Source organism: Prosthecobacter gellanilyticus (assembly GCF_007992435.1).
Classification (GTDB): domain Bacteria; phylum Verrucomicrobiota; class Verrucomicrobiia; order Verrucomicrobiales; family Verrucomicrobiaceae; genus Prosthecobacter; species Prosthecobacter gellanilyticus.
The window spans coordinates 332,649-349,923 of the sequence record NZ_BKAG01000002.1 but is presented as its reverse complement, the minus strand read 5'-3'; the positions used below and the strand labels follow the sequence as shown (position 1 = coordinate 349,923).

Here is a 17,275-nt window from a genome sequence, read left to right as displayed (position 1 = left end):
TTTACCGGATTATGATCGGAGCGACCACACCAAAGCGCGGCCTTGGCCCTTACGCCGGACCAAGCCAATCTCTTCTTCCAACTGCCTTGTCCAGGTGGGGCATGGACGATCATAGGGTAGTTTGAGCGTGTCTCTGAGGTTAGCCCAGGTGGCACCGGCGGGATACTTTTTCAGATGCTGCCGGAGGGTGGTTTTGTATTCGAGATAGGTCATGATCGCTACCTAACATTGAATGTGATTTAGCCCAACTACCCTTGATGCGCCTTGAAGAAGACTCGAATCAGAGAGAAACCCAGAATGGCGAGCACCATGGAGAGACCTGCGATCCACAAGGTCGACTTCGCACTGACCTCGACAAGTGCACGATCCCGCCAGTCTTCCTCAAAAATCACATTCACACTCTCGGTCTGAAACGAGAGAGATGGCAGGGCCGGGTTTCTGAAGACGGCGACCTGCCGCCCCACCATCGTGGGTGAACGAAACGTCTCGTATCTGGCCGCTGAGATGGCGAACTCATAAGCGTCATGCTCGCCATGGCCACGCAGGTAGTAGTCTGTGCCGTCATTGTTTCCGTGAACGACCTTTGTGCTCTCGACCGTGAAGAGATCCTTCTGGTAGCCGGAGAACTGCTTTAGAACGATCCACTCCCGTGCCGAGCTGAGCCCCGCGATGATCGCGAAGACCAGGAAGATGAAGGCCATGACTTGAAGGGCGAGTTTCATGTCACGAACGAGGGGAGCTTTTCCATTCGCCTTGGAGGAGGCCGAAGACATGCGCATCCATGGGCTTGCCTTCGGTGATCCAGCGCTGACGGAGGATACCCTCCTGGGTGAAGCCGAGAGATTTGAGCAGGCCGGTGGAAGCCACGTTATCACCTTCAGCACGGGCCTCGATTCTCCGCAGGCCGATCGTGTCAAAGCCGTGGGCGATAAATGCCCTCAGCGCCTCCCGCATGTAGCCTTGTCGCCAATGAGCGCGGTGCATGATGTAGCCGAGCATGGCATGATCATCCGGCTTCTCATATTCAAAGAGACCGCAGCGACCAATGACCTGACCGGTTTCCTTGGAGACAAGGACCAGTTCCAGCGCTGTCCCGGCGGTCACCTGGGCCGAGACGCGTTTAAACCATGCCTCGGCTTTCTCGATGCCTTCCCAGGGTGCGTGACCGAGATATCTCACGACTTCTGCGTCGCCATTCATGGCGAGCATGGCCGGTAGATCAGACTCCGAAACCGCTCGAAGGAACAGGCGGGAGGTTTCGATCTGGTTGGGAAAGGTGAGGGACATGCACATGAACGTAGAATATTCTTCGGATTCACAAGGCGATCCGTCTTGCCTCTATGATACGGATTGTGTTCCTAACAGGAATTTCACCATTCCTGCGCATGCGATCATGAAACGCCTCATCAGATTCAAAAACTGTTAACTTCCCTGTGATCGGGTCGGGAAGCGTTAAAGCCACACCTTTAGCAAATTCAAGACTCATGAGAACTGAGTTGCGGAGCAGTTGTCCAAAATAGTCATCAGATACCGGCCATTTTCCATCTGGATTCACCTTGTCAATTAAGTCGCAGAACTCACCAAAAAAGTAGAGCTGCGAATCCCCGCTAGACTCGGGATCAAACCGTCCACAAGGCAGCCGAATAATTTCCGAGTCGAGATCAAGATCAGAAGCAATTCCATAGTCCTCGAACAGTATTCGCCGCAACTCTTCACCCGCCCGAACAACGCGCTGATAGCCTTGAAGGCGATGCTCTGCGTATCCAGCCATCTCAGAAGCCGAATCTGAAGTTAGAAGGCGATCTCGTTTAATCGTGACGGAAACTGTCTTTTGCGACTTTGGGGCGCCAGTCCTCATGACATACTGAACATAATCCCAATAGAACAAATCGTTCTCCTGATCATACAGCAACAGCATGGTTGCTACCGATGACGAAAGCCATTTCGTAACCAAGCCACAATCTAGAGACACGGCAAATCCATTACGTTTAGCTCGATACAGTCGATTGATATCCTGGGTGGCCTTCAACTGAACAAAAAAGTGTGTTGGAGTAGCAAACCCATCACGGAAGACTGAAACCATCATATCCTCTCCATAATCTCGATGCAGGTCGTTGGCGACCCAGCCAAGGCGCGAGAAAAACTCATGTGCCTTCGCCCTCGATATGTCCTCACTGATGTGGGCCGCTACTCGATTCATTGGTTCTTATGCGATGGGATGGATCTTGGCGGGATTCTGCCAACCAGAGCCTTTGGAATCAAGCCCAGAACAGCAAGGCTTGAATCATTACGCCCCTACTCTCCCCAGTCCCTGCCATGCGTCTTGAAGATGACGGATTTCTATCCCATGCAATAGTAGCAAGGGACAACGGCGTTGGCAGCCTGCCCCTCCAATTATGAACGACCTCAAAGCCCGGCTGATCGCCAAGGCCCAGGAACTGGGCTTTGCGGATTGTCGTGTCGCGAGGGCGGCGGAGGCTGCAAGGCGGGATCTGTATGAGCAGTGGGTGGCGGAGGGGAAGCATGGGGACATGGCCTGGATGGCGCGGAACATGGAGCGGCGCGGAGACCCGAGGCTGGTGCAGGAGGGCGCGCAGAGTGTGATCGTGCTGGCGATGAATTATTTCCAGGGGCCACCGCCGCGTGAGCCGGGGTATCGCATCGCCCGGTATGCGTGGAATGATGACTACCATGACCTCATCGAGGCGAAGCTGAAGACTTTTGAGGCCTGGCTCATCGAGCAAGGTGGAGTGCAGCGGAGGTATGTGGACACGGGGCCGGTGCTGGAGCGCAACTGGGCTTCGGAGGCAGGCCTGGGCTGGGGCGGGAAGAGTACGATGCAGATTCATCGTCAGTTAGGCACATGGTTCTTCCTGGCGGAGCTGATCACGACACTGGAGATCGAGCCGGATGCGCCTGCGAAGGATCACTGCGGGACCTGCACGAGATGCATTGTGGCCTGTCCTACGCAGGCGATCACGGCACCGAGGAGACTGGATGCGCGACGATGCGTGAGCTACCTGACGATCGAGAACAAGGGATCGATCCCGGTGGAGTTTCGGCGGGCGATTCGTGACCGGCTTTATGGGTGTGATGACTGTCTCGCGGCCTGCCCCTGGAACAAGTTCGCGCAGATCTCACATGAGGCGACCTTTCAGGCGAGGCAGAGTGTGTTTGGCATGTCTCTGCGAGACTTCCTGACGCTAACGGACGAGAGTTTTCGCGCGCTGTTTGCGAAGAGTCCGATCAAGCGGATCAAGCGGCACGCGTTTTTGCGCAATGTGTGTGTGGTGCTGGGGAACGTGGGGACGGCAGAGGACCTCCCTGCCCTGCTGCCGCTGGTGGATGATCCTCATCCGTTGATCGCCGAGCATGCGGCGTGGGCGGTGGAGGAGATTCGTCAGAGAAATCAAACCAGTCACGAGGCTCCGGCGTACTATGAGTCTCCCGAATCCCATGTCTCAAATTGATCCCATCGATATCGATCTCTCGCAGACCGAGCCGCGCGCGAACTATCTGCCCTACCCTGCCTCACGGCTGGCGGCGAAGATTGTGCCGCAGGACCTGACGAGCTTTAAAAGTTATGGCATCACGCGGGTGGAGCGCGAACTGCAACAGGAGATGGTGGAGCTGCGCGAGGCCTACATGAAGATCATTGATGCCTTCAACTGGAACAAGCTGGTCTATGAGGCGCACTTCAACTTCGAGCCGGTGGTAGGCGAGCTGTATCATCTCTATGAGATCAATGGCAAACGGCAGCTCAGCATGATCGAGCCACAGGGCTGGCACCAGCGCTGGCTGGGGACCTTCCGGCTGAATGCGGACCGGCGCTGGCAGGTGGAGAAGGTGGCGGAGGACTTTGATATTCGGGCTTATGTCAGCACGACGGTGGATGGGGAATGACGAAATCCGAATGACGAACCTGAGGAAGGCAGGTCTCATTTTGTCGCAAGCCTCTGCGATGGAGATCGTTCTTTCTGGCCATGTTCCGACCCTTTTTAGTTCTTCTCCTTGGCCTTGTTTCCTTTTCCACGCTTCCGGCGGCGGAGAAGCCGAACATCATTGTGATCATCGCGGATGACCTGGGGTATGGGGATCTGAGCTGCTATGGGGCCACGGAACTGACGACGCCGAACATTGACAAGATCGCGGCGGAAGGGCTGCGGTTTACCAGTGGGTATTGCTCGGCCTCGACCTGCACGCCTACGCGGTTTTCGCTGCTGACAGGGACTTATGCGTTTCGCCAGAAGGGCACGGGCATCGCGCCGCCGAATGGGCCCGCGATCATCAAGCCGGGCACGGAAACGATTGCGTCGCTTTTGAAGAAAGTTGGTTATGCCACGGCAGCGATTGGGAAGTGGCATCTCGGGCTGGGGGATCCGAAGCCGGACTGGAACGGGGAGTTGAAGCCGGGACCGCTGGAGATCGGCTTTGATCATTGTCATCTGCTGCCGACCACAAACGACCGTGTGCCGCAGGTGTATGTGCATGATCATCGGGTGCTGAACCTGGATCCGAAGGATCCGCTCTGGGTGGGTGACACGGCCCCGGATGAGAATCATCCCACGGGACTGAAGAATCGCGATACCCTGAAGCTGGACTGGAGCCATGGGCATAACCAGACGATCCACAATGGCATCAGCCGCATCGGGTTTTACACGGGGGGTGTGGCGGCACGCTTCCGGGATGAGGATCTGGGGGATGAATGGGTGAAACGCTCCAATTCATGGATTGAAGCGCACAAGGATGGGCCGTTTTTCCTCTATCTGGCCAGCCATGACATCCATGTGCCGCGCATGCCGCATGAGCGCTTCCAGGGGAAGACGAAGCTCGGGCTGCGAGGCGACAGCATCGTGGAGTTTGATGCGACAGTGGGTGAGATCCGCAAGACGCTGGAGCGGCTCAAGATCGCCGAAAACACGCTGATCGTGATCTGCTCCGACAACGGGCCGGTGCTGGATGATGGCTACAAAGATGGTGCCGTGGAAAAGCTGGGCGATCACCAGCCTGCGGGACCTTTCAGCGGTGGCAAATATAGCGTGCTGGAGGGTGGCACGCGCACGCCTTTCATCGTGAGCTGGCCGGGCCGGGTGAAGCCGGGAGTTTCGGACGAAGTTGCGTGCACCGTGGACCTCGCGGCGAGTTTCGCGGCGCTGACGGGAGCGGCTTTGCCGGAGAATGGCTGCCTGGACAGTCTGAATGTGCTGCCTGCCCTGCTGGGAGAGGCTGGAGCGAAGGGGCGTGACCATCTGCTACAGCAGGACAACAATGGGGTGAACCTGGGACTGCGTGTGGGTGAGTGGAAGCTGGTGAAGCAGAAAAATCAGGTCAAAACGCAGGCCACGGTGAGCCGGAAGAAGGCGGCCGAGGCCGGTGGCAAGGGACCGTTTCGGCTTTATCGGCTGACGGATGATCCGGCGGAGACGAAGGATCTGGCGGCCCAGGAGGCGGGGAAGCTGGAGGAGATGAAGGCGAAGATGGAGGAGATCCTCACGAAGGGGCGGACGAGGGTTGTGCAGTAGCCGCCACACCTTTGGTGACGACGCGGGTGCATCTCGATTTGCCAGCCCCAACGCCATCGAATGACGACCATGAAAATGCCTGCCTTTAATCGCGAAGCTCTCACCTTTGCCGTCATGTGTGCTGTCCTGGCTCTGGTATCAACGTGGGTGCCTTTGGCCCAACAATTTCCACGGTTAAAGTGGGGCTTTTTTTTCATGGCCCTTATTCTTGCTGAATTGATGCTAACCACCCATTGCTGGCCTGTCGGGAAGGACTGGAGAATGTATTGGGGAACCCAATTTTGGATTCTACTGATCTTTGCTTCCGTTTATACTCTCCGTCTAAGATGATCATTCGGACACAGGGCGACACTCATGAGCGCCTGCTAACCTGTTCGATTTGAATATTTTAGACACGGAGCAGCGCCACCCTCGACACCGGAGGACTACTGTGCATTGACATTCACCTCCCGGGCTACGATGTGAAGGGTTCCCAAAACCGCCCCTCCGCTCGAAAATGAAAACTGTCGCCATCGTTGGCCGCCCGAATGTGGGCAAATCTGCCCTGTTCAACCGCCTCGCCGGGCTGAACATCTCCATCGTGCATGATCTGGCCGGGGTGACGCGTGACCGCATCACGGCGGAGTGCCGTCGCGGACCGCAGGTGTTCCAGATCATGGACACGGGCGGTATCGGCGCTAACACGGAAGACATCCTGACCGAGCAGGTGCAGGTGGAGGCGAGCATCGCCCTGGATGTGGCGGACCTGCTGCTCTTCGTGGTGGATGTGTTTGAGGGTGTCTCGCCCATTGACCAGACCCTGGCGACCATCATGCGCCGCACCCGCAAGCCAGTGATCCTGGTCTGCAACAAAGCGGACTCGGAGAAGCGCCGCCTAGGCTCTGGCGAGTTCTCCCGACTGGGCTTTGAAGACATCGCCGAAGTCAGCGCGGTGCACGGATTCGGCATCGATCCGCTGGTGGACATGATTTCAGAAAAGCTGGAGCTCAGGGAGATCAGCGAGGAAGAAGAAAATGAGGTGCAGGAGCAGCGCCGCAACCGCCCGCTGAAGCTGGCGATCATTGGTCGACCGAACGCAGGCAAGTCCTCCCTGGTGAATGCCATCCTGGGCCAGGAGCGAGCCATTGTGAGCGAGGTGGCTGGCACCACGCGCGACAGTTTGGACATCCACTGCACCTTCAACGGCAAGCAGTACCAGCTCATTGATACCGCAGGCATCCGCCGTCAGGCGAAGGTGGACACGGATGTGGAGATCTTTTCCATCCAGCGGAGCTATCAGGCCATCAAGCGTGCAGACATCTGCCTGCTGGTGGTGGATTGCGCCGAGGGTGCGAAGATGCAGGACCGCAAGATCGCCCAGCTCATTTTGGAAGAGAAGAAGCCGTGCATCCTGGTGATGAACAAGTTTGACCTGTTCCATCCGACCGCGAAGCAGAAAGACCGCCTGGACGAGCTGAAGGAGATGATGGGCCGCGAGTTCTTCTTCCTGACTTATGCGCCGCTGGTGGCCACCTCCGCGAAGGAGAAGGACAACATCGGAAAGCTCTTCGTGCAGATCGAGGCCGTGCGCAAAGGCGTGCAGACACGCATCGGCACAGGCGTGCTGAACCGCCTGCTTCATGAGGCGATTGAAAACACGCCGGGGCCGCTTGGGCGCAGCCGCTATGCCTTCAAGCTGCTCTACGTCACGCAGGTGGGTGACACGGATGAATACGCACAGGTGCCAGTGCCGCACTTTGTGATGTTTGCCAACCGCGCCACCAAGATGACAGAAAGCTACCTGCGCTTCCTGGAGAGCGTGATCCGCACGGAATGGCCCGCCCCAGGTGTGCCCTTCCGCATGAGCGTGCGCGGCAAGGACCCCAAGGCCACCGGCAACCGAGTCGGTGGAAAAGGCGCGCGAGGCGGGAAGGGCAAGTCTTAGACCTGCTCTCAAGAATTCTAACCGCAGATAGCGCTGAGATCACGGATGTCTGATTGCTTCAGACACCTGGGCTGGAGACCATGACTTTCCGTTCCTGCCACTTCCGTAGCAGGAAGAAGGGGAAGTAGAGGATGGAGTAGAAGACCACGCAGAGGCCGACCATGCTGGCGATGTACCAGGGCCAGGCACCGAGGTGGTCCATGAGGCTGGCGGCCTCAGGCTTGTGGCAGAGGAAACCGTAGTTCGTGCTGCAGACCTTGTTCACCAGACCCGCCAGAGCGGCATAGGAAAGAGTGAGGGCGACCATGCGGGGCAGGCAGCCGCGACGAGGAGGGCAACCCATGGCGGTCGTGACATGGATGGCAGCGATCACGACCCCGGCGTGGGTCATGAAGAAGGCCAGGAAGCGCATGTCCGGGAAATCAGCCTTCAGGTTAGGCGTGATCAGGCCCTGAAGAGTGCCTGCGAGGCCGAAGAAGTAGAGGATCTCACTGGCGGTGCGGTTCTGGGTCCAGAGGGCGATGCCTCCGCTGATGGCGGCGATATCGCAAAAATGACAGGGCAAGGCATTGTCCATGGTAAAATCTCCCGCGAGGAGGTGCCCGGCCATGCTGGCCGGCCAGGTCGTGAGGAGGAGGGACCCTAGGATTTTCTCACCCAAAACGGCCATTTTTGGGGACCAGCGGCGCAGGATGGCGAGCAGGATGATGGAGAGGACCGTCAAGGCCAGCACCCACTGATGACTCGGGCTGAAGGCATGAAAAGGGACTGAAGATAACATTAAGACCTATCTTGGCCGCTTCTGGCGGAAGGAAAAGATGATTATAGCCGATGTGGAAAAGGCTGTTGCCAGTGCATGACGACCCGCTAGACTCCGCCGCTTTTTCCCAACCAACCATCCGCCCTCCCACCTGTGAACTTGTCATTCCTCCTTACCCAAGGCATTCCGACCTCCCTTGCCCTCGCAGTTGTGGGCTTGGCTTTCGCGATCCTGCTCATCCGCAACGTCATGGGAGCCTCTGCGGGCAATGAAAAGATGGCCGAGATCGGTGGTGCCATCCAGCAAGGTGCCAAGGCTTATCTGAACCGTCAGATCCGTGCGGTGAGCCTGATCGCCGTGGTCATCTTTGTGGCCGTGTATTTCATCCGCGGTGGTCTCGCCAGTGCAGGTTTCGTGGTCGGCGCAGTCTGCTCCCTGGTGGCCGGTTACATCGGCATGATGGTGGCCGTGCGTGCGAACGTCCGCACTGCCTGGGCTGCCAGGATCGGCGCTCATCCGGCGCTGAAGATCGCCTTCAACGGCGGTGCCGTGACCGGCCTGCTGGTGGTGGCGCTCGGTCTGCTCTCCGTGGGTCTCTTCTTCCTCGTGGTGGAAAAGATGTACAGCACCAAGGCCAGCATTGATGCCCTCATCGGCCTGGCCCTGGGCAGCTCGCTGATCTCCGTGTTTGCCCGTCTCGGCGGCGGCATCTACACCAAGGCTGCTGACGTGGGTGCTGACCTCGTGGGCAAGATCGAGCAGAACCTGAACGAAGACGATCCTCGCAACCCAGCCACCATCGCCGACAACGTGGGCGACAATGTGGGTGACTGCGCAGGCATGGCCGCTGACGTGTTTGAGACCTATGCGGTGAGCCTCATCGGTGCCCTCTTCGTGGGCCACCTCACGGCTCCTGAAGGCAACCACGCGGTGCTGGTTTATCCTTTCGTGCTTTGCGGCCTGTCCATCATCGCCTCCCTTCTCGGCATTGGCTGGGTGAACTTCGTGAAGCAGAAGGCCACCCCTGCCCTCGTCGGTGGTGTGGCTGTGTCCGGCATTGTGGCCGCCATCCTCTTCAAGTTTGCGACCAGCGCCATCTTCACCGCTCCGGTGACCATGGCTGGCATCGCCGTCACGCCTTCCGCTCTCTTTTACTGCACGCTGATCGGTCTGGCGCTCACCTTCGCCGTGGTGTGGATCACGAACTACTTCACCAGCACCGCTCACAATCCCGTGCGCCGCATTGCCAAGGCTTCTGAAACCGGTCACGCCACGAACATCATCGCGGGCATCAGCGTGGGTCACCATGCCACACTTCTGCCGGTGCTTTGCATCGCGGCCTCCATCTGGACCTGCTGGGATCTCGCCGGTCTCTACGGTATTGCCATCGCCGTGGTCTCCATGCTCAGCCTGAGCGGCATCATCATCTCTCTGGACGCCTTCGGCCCCATCACTGACAACGCCGGCGGTATCGCCGTGATGTCCGGTCTGCCGGAAGATGTGCGCAAGATCACCGACGAACTGGATGCTGTGGGCAACACGATGAAGGCCGTGACCAAGGGGTACGCCATCGCTTCCGCCGGTCTGGCCGCCATGGTGCTCTTCGGCAGCTACGTCGAAGAATTGAAATCCTTCCTGAAGCTGGATGAGGTCGTCTTTGATCTCATGAATCCAAAGGTCATCATCGGCATGTTCATCGGTGGTCTTCTGCCTTACCTCTTCACTGCTTTCGGCATGGACGCCGTGGGCAGCGCCGCTGGAGCTGTGGTGTTGGAAGTGCGCCGCCAGATCGCGCTGAAGCCAGGCATCCTCAATGGCACTGAAAAGCCTGAATACGGCCAGTGCGTGGACATCGTGACCAAGGCTGCGCTGCAGCAGATGATCGTGCCAGCGCTGCTGCCGATCGTGTTTGTGGTTGGCGTGGCCTTCCTGGGTAAAGAAGCTCTCGGTGGTCTGCTCATCGGCACCATCGTCACCGGTCTCTTTGTCGGTATCGCGATGACTAGCGCCGGTGGTGCCTGGGACAACGCCAAGAAGTATGTGGAAGAAGGCAACCACGGTGGCAAAGGCAGCTTCGCGCATGCCGCTGCCGTGACCGGTGACACCGTGGGCGATCCTTACAAGGACACCTCCGGCCCTGCCGTGAACCCGATGATCAAGGTCGTGAACGTGCTGGCGATTCTGGTGATCCCACTGTTCTTCAAGTAAGAGATCACAAGGTTTTCAAGCGAGGCGCGGGGCAATGCTCCGCGCCTTTTTTGTGGTCGTGTGTCAGGGATTTTTAACCGCAGATAACGCAGAGGGCACGGATGGTCGGGAGCCGGTCATCTGAGATATTTGTATCATCTGGGGTGAATCGGGACGCGCAAAGGTCACATACCAGAGGTTTTTAACCGCAGATAACGCAGAGGGCACAGATGGTCGGGAGCCGGTCATATGAGATATTTGGATCATCTGGGGTGAATCGGGGCGCGCAAAGGTCACATACCAGAGGTTTTTAACCGCAGATAACGCAAAGGGCGCAGATGATCCAATCAGGTCCATCTGAGATATCTGTGTCATCTGCGGTTAAGATGTCCTGGTTGCTTCCATGCACGTAGAATCATCGGACGAAACGATCCAACGCATATGGAAACGAACTCTGAATTTCGTGAACTGGCGCCGAATCTCTGGCGGAAGGCTTATCCGCTGAAAATGCTCGGGGCGGATTTGTTGAGGGTGGTGACGATCATCCGGCTGCAGTCGGGGAAGCTGATCATTCACTCCACAGCACCGTTTACCCATGGTGATGTGGCGGCGATTCGGGCGCTGGGAGAGCCTGGGTGGCTGCTGGATGGTATTTTGCGGCATGACACGTTTGCAAAGGAAGGGCGCGCGGCTTTCCCCATCATTCCTTATCTGGCGCCACCAGGCTTTTCTGAGGCCGTGGGGTTTGCCACGGAGCCGATCATGCCTGCGCCGAGTGAATGGAGCGGTGAGGTCCTGGCGCATGAGATCCAAGGGGCACCAGTGGCACGAGACACGGCGCTGCTGCATGTGCCATCACGCACGCTGGTGCTGACGGAGCTCGTCTTCAATTTTGACGACCATCAGCCGCTGTGGACGGAGCTGCTGCTGCGCGTGGCGATTGGCGGAGAGCATCATCCTGGCATGACACGTCCGTTCAAGGCAGGCATCAAGGATGTGGAGGCCTTCAAGGACTCAATGGCGGAGATCCTGGGCTGGGACTTTGATCGCGTGATCGTGGGTCACGGGGAGGTGATTGAAAGCGATGGCAAAGCGAAGCTAAGGTCGGCTTTGACTGCGGCGGGGTTTTGAGCCGATCCTTTTTAACCGCAGATGACGCAGAGGGCACAGATAGTCGGGAGCCGGCCATCTGAGATGTCTGTGCTTGTGGTCGTGATGCGCGTTTTTTGACCGCAGATAACGCAGAGGACACAGATGGCCCCAGCAGATACGTTTGCGATATTTTTAGTTAGGCTTGATCAATCAAACCCTGTCACTCTAGGAGCTGAGCTTCTCGAGGGCGATGAGGGAGGCGGCGTTGCGGCTTTCGACGCCGAGTTTTTCGAAGATGTGCTGGACGTGCTTCTTCACGGTGTTTTCGGTGGCCTGGATGATGGCGCCGATCTCGCCGTTGGACTTGCCCTGAGCGACCCAGAGGAGCACCTCGGCCTCACGAGGAGTGATGCCGAGCTTTTGCAGAGGTTCGGGGGAACTGAAGTCGGGTGAGAAGCCGCTCTCGCGCATGGTTTCACGCTGAAGACGGGCGCGGATGGCATCGATGATCTCCGCGGCGCTCGCAGGCTTGGTGAGGTAGTCGTCGGCACCAAGATTCATGCCCTGGCGAAGGTCGGCACGATCACCGCGCGCGGTGAGAAAGATGAAGGGCGTGTGGCGCAGATTTTCATTCCGACGGACCTGGGTGAGCACGGAATAACCATCGGTGTCGGGCATGGTGATGTCACACAGGATCAGATCAGGCTTCTCCGAGATGGCGGCGGCGATGCCCTTGCCACCATCCGAGGCGGTGCAGGTGTCATAACCCTCCATGCGCAGGATGAGGGCTATGTTTTCCCGGGTGAGGGGCTCGTCTTCGATGACCAGGATTTTCATGAGGGGGCAAGGGATGGCTTGGTGGTGGCGATGGTGGCCGGAAGATGGACGCAGAAAGTGGTGCCATCACCGGGGTCGCTCTCGCAGGTGATGCTGCCGCCATGCGCGCGGGCGCAGCGTTCCGCGATGGCGAGGCCGAGACCAGTGCCGGCGGTTTCGCCGACATTGCTGCCGCGGTGGAAGGGCTCGAAAATACGCGGACGGTCCATGGTGGGCACGCCCATGCCCTGGTCATGAATGGTGAAGCAGACGCCGATGTCATCCAGGCAGACATTCACATCCACGCAGAGGCCGGGAGGGGAGTATTTGACGGCATTGCTGATGAGGTTTCCGAGGATGTGATGCAGCATACTGGTGTCCAGCATGAGGTTCGGGAGGGTCTTCTCAACGCAAAGTTCGATAGGGCAGCGGGCATCACTGACGGAGCGGATCTGGTCTACAAGACGCTGGCAGAAGGACTGCATGTTCACCGGCTCCGGATTGCACGGCAGACGGCCCGCCTCGGCACGGCCGAGCAGGAGCACCTCCTCCATCATGTCCGCCATGCGGCGCACGTTCAGCTGGATGCCGCTGATCTGGCGCTCATGCTCCTCGGGTGTGAGCTTGCCCTTCGCACGCTGCAGCACATCACTGCAGGACATGATGATGGCCAGAGGATTGCGGAACTCATGACTGACCGTGAAGACGAAGCGGCTTTTCATCTCGCTCAGCTCCTTTTCCTGATCGAGCTGCTCCTGAAGCTGGAAGGCGTTCTTGCGAAGCTGGGCGGTCTGCTGAGCCACCTGCCTGCGCAGCACAAAGATCCACATGACCCCGAACCCGAGCACCGCAGCCCCGACCAGCACCCAGCGGATGACTTTGGCACTTCTCCACGCGGGTGGCGGCGGCAGGCTGTGGATGCTTTCCATGTCATTCAGATTGATCCGGAAAGGCGTGCGCCCGACGACGTTTGGCGCAGTGGTCACCACGCCGGTCATGTGCGCGTAATCCCCCACTTTCACGGGGGCCTTGGCCTTCCGGCGCATCTGCACAATGGCGCTGAAGTCGACCCCTTCCGACTGCATCCAGAAGGTGTGGACGGCAAAGCCCTGGTAATCCGTGGAGATGTCCACATCCACCACGCGACCGGTCACGGATACCGGCCTGCCATCATAACCACCTTTGATAATGGCGGAGGCCGAGGCAGCCAGGAAGGGCGGCGGCTCGGCATGACCGGTCTGGCGCCACTCACAGCGGGTGAAGGAGATGCTGCCGGTGGATTTGACCTCGGGCATGCCGACGACCTCCACGATGTCACCGGGAGAAAGCTGAGGCTCAGAACGATCACTGCGATACAGCCAGCCGATCTGCTGCGGCATGAAGTCCGCGTTGTTCACGCGGGCGGTGCCCGTCTCGTCCTGCAGATGAAACCAGCCAGCATCCGACCAGTAAGTCACGACGCCCTTGATGAGGTGACGCTGGTTCTGATGAGAGGTCATGCCGCGGAAGCTCTCCAGCGTGCGCAACGGGCGGGTAAAGATGTCTGGCGAGCCATTCTTCAGTACCTTCAAATCCTCCGGATCCGCAGAGGCCATGATCAGCCGGAAGCCATTGCGATAGCCCGCCTGGCTAAACTGCGGCACGGCGGCCCCCACGAGCTCCACATCCGCATCCATGAGATCCATGCGCGGAGCGAGCACGCGAGTTTCCGAATGGGGCTGATAACCGGGCCACATGGCGATGAAGGAGGCGCTGCCGGACTGCACCTGGAGGACCAGCATGCCGCTGCTGACACCGACCTCATGCACCGTGCCTGTCACGCGCACGCGCTGATGCTGCGACTCGCTGGCATCCAGCTGCTCCCCGGTGAAGGTCTTTGTCGCTGGCAGTGCTGCGATGCCGGTCTTGGTCAGCGAAAGGCCATTGAGGCCAAGCCCGGCCCCCTGCCCCGTGGTGGTGCCTTTGATCTCCACGTAGTCTCCCGGAGCCACGGGCTGGAAGACGGCCGCGCGGATGACGCCGATGGCCCCGGTCTCGTCCTGCACATAGATGCGCACCACATCCATGGCAGTGACCACGCCGCGCACGGCGGCGGGAATGTTCGCCTTGTTCTTGGTGCGGATCTCTTTGATGGTCATCAAAGGCACCGAGTCAGCCATGGCCAGCCCGGAGTTTGGCCCCTGCCCGCACAAAGTCCCGGCCATGCACAGCATGGCTGCCAGCAGCACGACGGCTGGGAGACGGTGAATCATGGGAGAGCGGGGCCTGGAGACTGCGGGACAGATCGGGAGATCTCACAAAAAGAATCGCGGGGAGGTCCGGGTGCCACAAGACATTTCACTAATGACTACCTCCAAAGTAGGAGGCCGGAGCGGGCTGCTGCGGGAGAGAGCGAAAAGGTGTTTCGGAAGGTGCTTTACAGGAGGCCAAGAGTCACCATTCATGGCTGTTCTCCCCCTACTTTCCGACCCCATCGATGACGACCAAGCTCGATCCCAAATTTACCGCCCTTCTCAACGACACCGCCGCCAAGCTCGAAACACTGGAGGTGCTGAACAAAGTCCATGCCGAGGCAGCTCCCGTGCTGACCGAGACCGCCACTGAACTGGGGCGGCAGTTGCGCGCCTTTGCGGCGCATCTGGCGGAGGCTCAGGAAGCGAAGCTGGCGGCTGACATCGCCTCCCGCGAGGCGTTGATCCTGGCCCGTGAGCATGAGATCGCAGAAAAGGCTGCTGAGAAAGCGCGCCAGGCCGCCGAGAAGGAAGCGGCGAAGCTGGCGGCTGCCGAGGCGCGCATCAAGGCTCTGGAGGAGAAGGAAGCGGCGCGCATTGCCAAGGAGCAGGCGGAGGCAGAAAAGGCTGCCGAGAAAGCCCGGATCCTGGCTGAGAAAGAGGCGGCGAAGCTGGCAGCCATCGAGGCGAAGGCAAAGGCCGAAGCTGAGAAGGAAGCGGCGCGTCTGGCCAAGGAACAGGCGGACGCTGAGAAGGCGGCCGAGAAGGCTCGTCTACAGGCCGAGAGAGATGCGGCGAACCTGGCGGCAGCTGAGGCACGCATCAAAGCGGCTGAAGAGAAGGAGGCTGCTCGTGTGGCCAAGGAAGAGGCCGCTGCCGCAGCAGCGGCTGAGAAGGCTCGCCTTCAGGCCGAGAAGGAAGCTGCCCGTGTGGCGGCTGCCGAGGCCAAGGCTCAAGCGGCGGCTGAGAAGGAAGCGGCGCGCATTGCCAAAGAGCAGGCCGATGCGGAAAAGGCGGCTGAGAAGGCACGCCTGCAGGCGGAGAAGGAAGAGGCACGCAGGATTGCTGCGGAAGCCAAGGCCAAGGCGGATGCCGAGAAGGAAGCCGTGCGTGAGGCTGAGCGCGCGCAGGCGAAGCTGGAACTTGAAGCCGTGAGAGCGGCGGCTGCGGCGCTGAAGATTCGTCAGGACGCTGAGAAGGAAGTGGCCCGCAAGGCCGAGGAAGAAGCGAAGGCACGCCGTGAAGCCGCACAGGCCAAGGCGCGCGCTGAGCAGGAAGCCAAGGATCGGGCACGCCGGGCCTCTGCCATGGCTGTCATGGCCGCTGAGAAGGCGGCGATGGAGGCTGAGGAGAAGCGGAAGAAGGAGGAGGCGAAACAGGCGGCTGAAGCGGCACAGGGATGAGTCCCTCAGGGGGCAGATAGTAGGCGCGACTCGTCGACAGATGAGCCGCGCTGAAGTGCCTCTTATGACCATCTTGGAATGGTGCGATTTTTCGTCCCGATGAGTGCATGACACGCGCTTTCAGCGCTTTGCGGTCTGTGAGGCTGCCCGTCCCTGGGGTTGAAACCCCAGGCTTTGATGGGACGCGCACGTTGGCGCTTTGAGGGATGGGTGCTCGAAGGTGTGATGATCTATCCGTGGCTTGCTTCGTTTCTGGGTTGCCACTCAGGTTTGGGCCGTTCAGGCTGAACTCATGATGTCATTCTCTCGCTGTTTTGTTCTCGTCTTTAGCGTCTTCAGCTTGAAGTGCTTTGCGGCTGACCGGCCGACGGAGGATCTGGCGGGGCCACCGGCGGTGACGGCGAAGTCATGGATCATTGCTGATCTTGAGAGCGGTCAGGAGGTCGCCTCGTTGCTGGCTAATGAACCGCGCAAGGCGGCGAGCACGACCAAGATCATGTGTGCCTACGTGGTGCTGGAACTGGTTCAGAAGGATCCGGCGGTACTGGATGAATGGGTGAGCATTTCCAAGCTGGCGGACAGCACCGCTGGATCCACGGCCGATGTCAAGGCGGGTGAGAAGGTGCAGGTGCGTGATGGTCTCTATGCGCTCATGCTTCCCTCTGGCAATGACATGGGAAACGCCTTTGCCGAGCACTTCCATTCGCGTCTGGCCGCACCTGGTGAGGAGACACCTAAGGGGGTGAAGGCTCCGGCCTATGCCTCAAGGGCCAACTTCATCGCGGAGATGAACCGCACGGCTGGGAGGCTCGGTATGACTGACTCCACGTATCGCATTCCCTTTGGGGATGGCGGCGCGGAAACGGACTACACCACCACCGCGCGTGATCTGGTGAAGCTCACGCTGGCGGCGCGCAAGCATGCGCTGTTTCGCGAGGTAGTTGCGGCGCAGACACATCGGGCGCAGATCCGGATGCCTAACAAGAAAGAGCGCGAGGCGGAGTGGAAGAACAGCAATGAGCTGCTGAAGCTGGCCAACTATGATGGTGTGAAGACTGGGACCACGACAAGCGCGGGGGCGTGTCTCGTGGCCACGGGGTCCTATGAGGGACGCGGGTTCATCGTGGTGACGCTCGGGTCCGCCTCCGAGGAGGCGCGGTTTGCGGATAACCGGAATTTGTTTCGCTGGGTGTGGGGAAAACGGGATTGATGCGTTTTTCGTTAGGCTATGCTATACCTATATGAGCGCTGGGCGTATCAGCAGCGAACGCGGAGGTCTTTGACTTGAAGACTTTCTTGGGAACAGGGCACCATACCTCGCGTTCCACCTGCTGCGGACT

General features: G+C 59.2%; 14 protein-coding genes. 8 read left to right on the top strand and 6 right to left on the bottom strand.

What is annotated here, in order from left to right:
* Positions 1 to 248: 248 nt before the first annotated feature.
* Genes BGE01nite_RS02840 through BGE01nite_RS02830 form a run of 3 tightly spaced genes read right to left on the bottom strand, consistent with a single transcriptional unit; the run spans position 249 to position 2,200 of the window.
* On the bottom strand, positions 249 to 722 hold the full coding sequence (locus BGE01nite_RS02840; RefSeq protein ID WP_146848745.1) for a hypothetical protein: 474 nt from the start codon (positions 720 to 722) through the stop codon (positions 249 to 251).
* 1 nt (position 723) lies between these two features.
* A complete protein-coding gene (locus BGE01nite_RS02835) occupies positions 724 to 1,287 on the bottom strand; it encodes a GNAT family N-acetyltransferase (protein ID WP_170266549.1) in 564 nt (187 codons plus the stop codon).
* 28 nt (positions 1,288 to 1,315) lie between these two features.
* Positions 1,316 to 2,200, bottom strand: a complete 885-nt coding sequence (locus tag BGE01nite_RS02830) for a DUF4365 domain-containing protein (RefSeq protein ID WP_146848743.1) — start codon at positions 2,198 to 2,200, stop codon at positions 1,316 to 1,318.
* 196 nt (positions 2,201 to 2,396) lie between these two features.
* On the opposite strand from BGE01nite_RS02830, the gene queG reads away from it, so the two are divergent.
* The 4 genes from queG (at position 2,397) to der (ending at position 7,446) form a co-directional block, all read left to right on the top strand.
* Positions 2,397 to 3,470, top strand: coding sequence for a tRNA epoxyqueuosine(34) reductase QueG (gene queG / locus BGE01nite_RS02825; RefSeq protein ID WP_146848742.1), 1,074 nt, complete (start codon positions 2,397 to 2,399; stop codon positions 3,468 to 3,470).
* Positions 3,457 to 3,903 (top strand): DUF2452 domain-containing protein, encoded by a 447-nt coding sequence (locus BGE01nite_RS02820; RefSeq protein ID WP_170266548.1) that lies wholly within the window; start codon positions 3,457 to 3,459, stop codon positions 3,901 to 3,903. The genes queG and BGE01nite_RS02820 overlap by 14 nt, the downstream gene beginning before the upstream one ends.
* Positions 3,904 to 3,983: 80 nt before the next feature.
* Positions 3,984 to 5,522 carry a sulfatase family protein gene (locus BGE01nite_RS02815; protein WP_146848740.1) on the top strand — a complete coding sequence of 513 codons (1,539 nt, stop codon included), beginning with the start codon at positions 3,984 to 3,986 and terminating at the stop codon, positions 5,520 to 5,522.
* 496 nt (positions 5,523 to 6,018) lie between these two features.
* Entirely contained in the window at positions 6,019 to 7,446 is a 1,428-nt protein-coding gene (gene der / locus BGE01nite_RS02810; RefSeq protein WP_146848739.1) for a ribosome biogenesis GTPase Der, read from the top strand.
* A 58-nt stretch (positions 7,447 to 7,504) separates the two neighbouring features.
* Here der and BGE01nite_RS02805 read toward each other — a convergent pair whose 3' ends face one another.
* On the bottom strand, positions 7,505 to 8,227 hold the full coding sequence (locus tag BGE01nite_RS02805; protein WP_146848738.1) for a YwaF family protein: 723 nt from the start codon (positions 8,225 to 8,227) through the stop codon (positions 7,505 to 7,507).
* Positions 8,228 to 8,359: 132 nt separating this feature from the next.
* Between BGE01nite_RS02805 and BGE01nite_RS02800 the strand changes: the two genes are divergently transcribed.
* The gene (locus BGE01nite_RS02800; RefSeq protein ID WP_281292026.1) at positions 8,360 to 10,414 is read left to right on the top strand and encodes a sodium-translocating pyrophosphatase; all 2,055 of its coding nucleotides are present in this window, start codon (positions 8,360 to 8,362) and stop codon (positions 10,412 to 10,414) included.
* A 420-nt stretch (positions 10,415 to 10,834) separates the two neighbouring features.
* Complete coding sequence (locus BGE01nite_RS02795; protein ID WP_146848736.1) at positions 10,835 to 11,524, top strand: hypothetical protein; 690 nt, start codon at positions 10,835 to 10,837, stop codon at positions 11,522 to 11,524.
* Between the two features lie 186 nt (positions 11,525 to 11,710).
* On the opposite strand, the gene BGE01nite_RS02790 is transcribed toward BGE01nite_RS02795, so the two are convergent.
* Positions 11,711 to 12,322 carry a response regulator transcription factor gene (locus tag BGE01nite_RS02790; protein WP_146848735.1) on the bottom strand — a complete coding sequence of 204 codons (612 nt, stop codon included), beginning with the start codon at positions 12,320 to 12,322 and terminating at the stop codon, positions 11,711 to 11,713.
* On the bottom strand, positions 12,319 to 14,553 hold the full coding sequence (locus BGE01nite_RS02785; RefSeq protein WP_146848734.1) for a sensor histidine kinase: 2,235 nt from the start codon (positions 14,551 to 14,553) through the stop codon (positions 12,319 to 12,321). The genes BGE01nite_RS02790 and BGE01nite_RS02785 overlap by 4 nt, the downstream gene beginning before the upstream one ends.
* A gap of 224 nt (positions 14,554 to 14,777) precedes the next feature.
* Here BGE01nite_RS02785 and BGE01nite_RS02780 point away from each other — a divergent pair, with 224 nt between their 5' ends.
* Together BGE01nite_RS02780 and BGE01nite_RS02775 are read left to right on the top strand one after the other, a co-directional pair.
* Entirely contained in the window at positions 14,778 to 15,935 is a 1,158-nt protein-coding gene (locus BGE01nite_RS02780; RefSeq protein ID WP_146848733.1) for a hypothetical protein, read from the top strand.
* Between the two features lie 292 nt (positions 15,936 to 16,227).
* Positions 16,228 to 17,145, top strand: a complete 918-nt coding sequence (locus tag BGE01nite_RS02775) for a D-alanyl-D-alanine carboxypeptidase family protein (protein WP_146848732.1) — start codon at positions 16,228 to 16,230, stop codon at positions 17,143 to 17,145.
* Positions 17,146 to 17,275 lie beyond the last annotated feature (130 nt).

Excerpts from the sequence above, each read along its gene's own strand:
- BGE01nite_RS02840 (WP_146848745.1), bottom strand. The coding sequence starts at position 722 with ATGAAACTCGCCCTTCAAGTCATGGCCTTCATCTTCCTGGTCTTCGCG.
- BGE01nite_RS02835 (WP_170266549.1), bottom strand. The coding sequence starts at position 1,287 with ATGTCCCTCACCTTTCCCAACCAGATCGAAACCTCCCGCCTGTTCCTT.
- BGE01nite_RS02830 (WP_146848743.1), bottom strand. The coding sequence starts at position 2,200 with ATGAATCGAGTAGCGGCCCACATCAGTGAGGACATATCGAGGGCGAAG.
- queG (WP_146848742.1), top strand. The coding sequence starts at position 2,397 with ATGAACGACCTCAAAGCCCGGCTGATCGCCAAGGCCCAGGAACTGGGC.
- BGE01nite_RS02820 (WP_170266548.1), top strand. The coding sequence starts at position 3,457 with ATGTCTCAAATTGATCCCATCGATATCGATCTCTCGCAGACCGAGCCG.
- BGE01nite_RS02815 (WP_146848740.1), top strand. The coding sequence starts at position 3,984 with ATGTTCCGACCCTTTTTAGTTCTTCTCCTTGGCCTTGTTTCCTTTTCC.
- der (WP_146848739.1), top strand. The coding sequence starts at position 6,019 with ATGAAAACTGTCGCCATCGTTGGCCGCCCGAATGTGGGCAAATCTGCC.
- BGE01nite_RS02805 (WP_146848738.1), bottom strand. The coding sequence starts at position 8,227 with ATGTTATCTTCAGTCCCTTTTCATGCCTTCAGCCCGAGTCATCAGTGG.
- BGE01nite_RS02795 (WP_146848736.1), top strand. The coding sequence starts at position 10,835 with ATGGAAACGAACTCTGAATTTCGTGAACTGGCGCCGAATCTCTGGCGG.
- BGE01nite_RS02790 (WP_146848735.1), bottom strand. The coding sequence starts at position 12,322 with ATGAAAATCCTGGTCATCGAAGACGAGCCCCTCACCCGGGAAAACATA.
- BGE01nite_RS02785 (WP_146848734.1), bottom strand. The coding sequence starts at position 14,553 with ATGATTCACCGTCTCCCAGCCGTCGTGCTGCTGGCAGCCATGCTGTGC.
- BGE01nite_RS02780 (WP_146848733.1), top strand. The coding sequence starts at position 14,778 with ATGACGACCAAGCTCGATCCCAAATTTACCGCCCTTCTCAACGACACC.
- BGE01nite_RS02775 (WP_146848732.1), top strand. The coding sequence starts at position 16,228 with ATGATGTCATTCTCTCGCTGTTTTGTTCTCGTCTTTAGCGTCTTCAGC.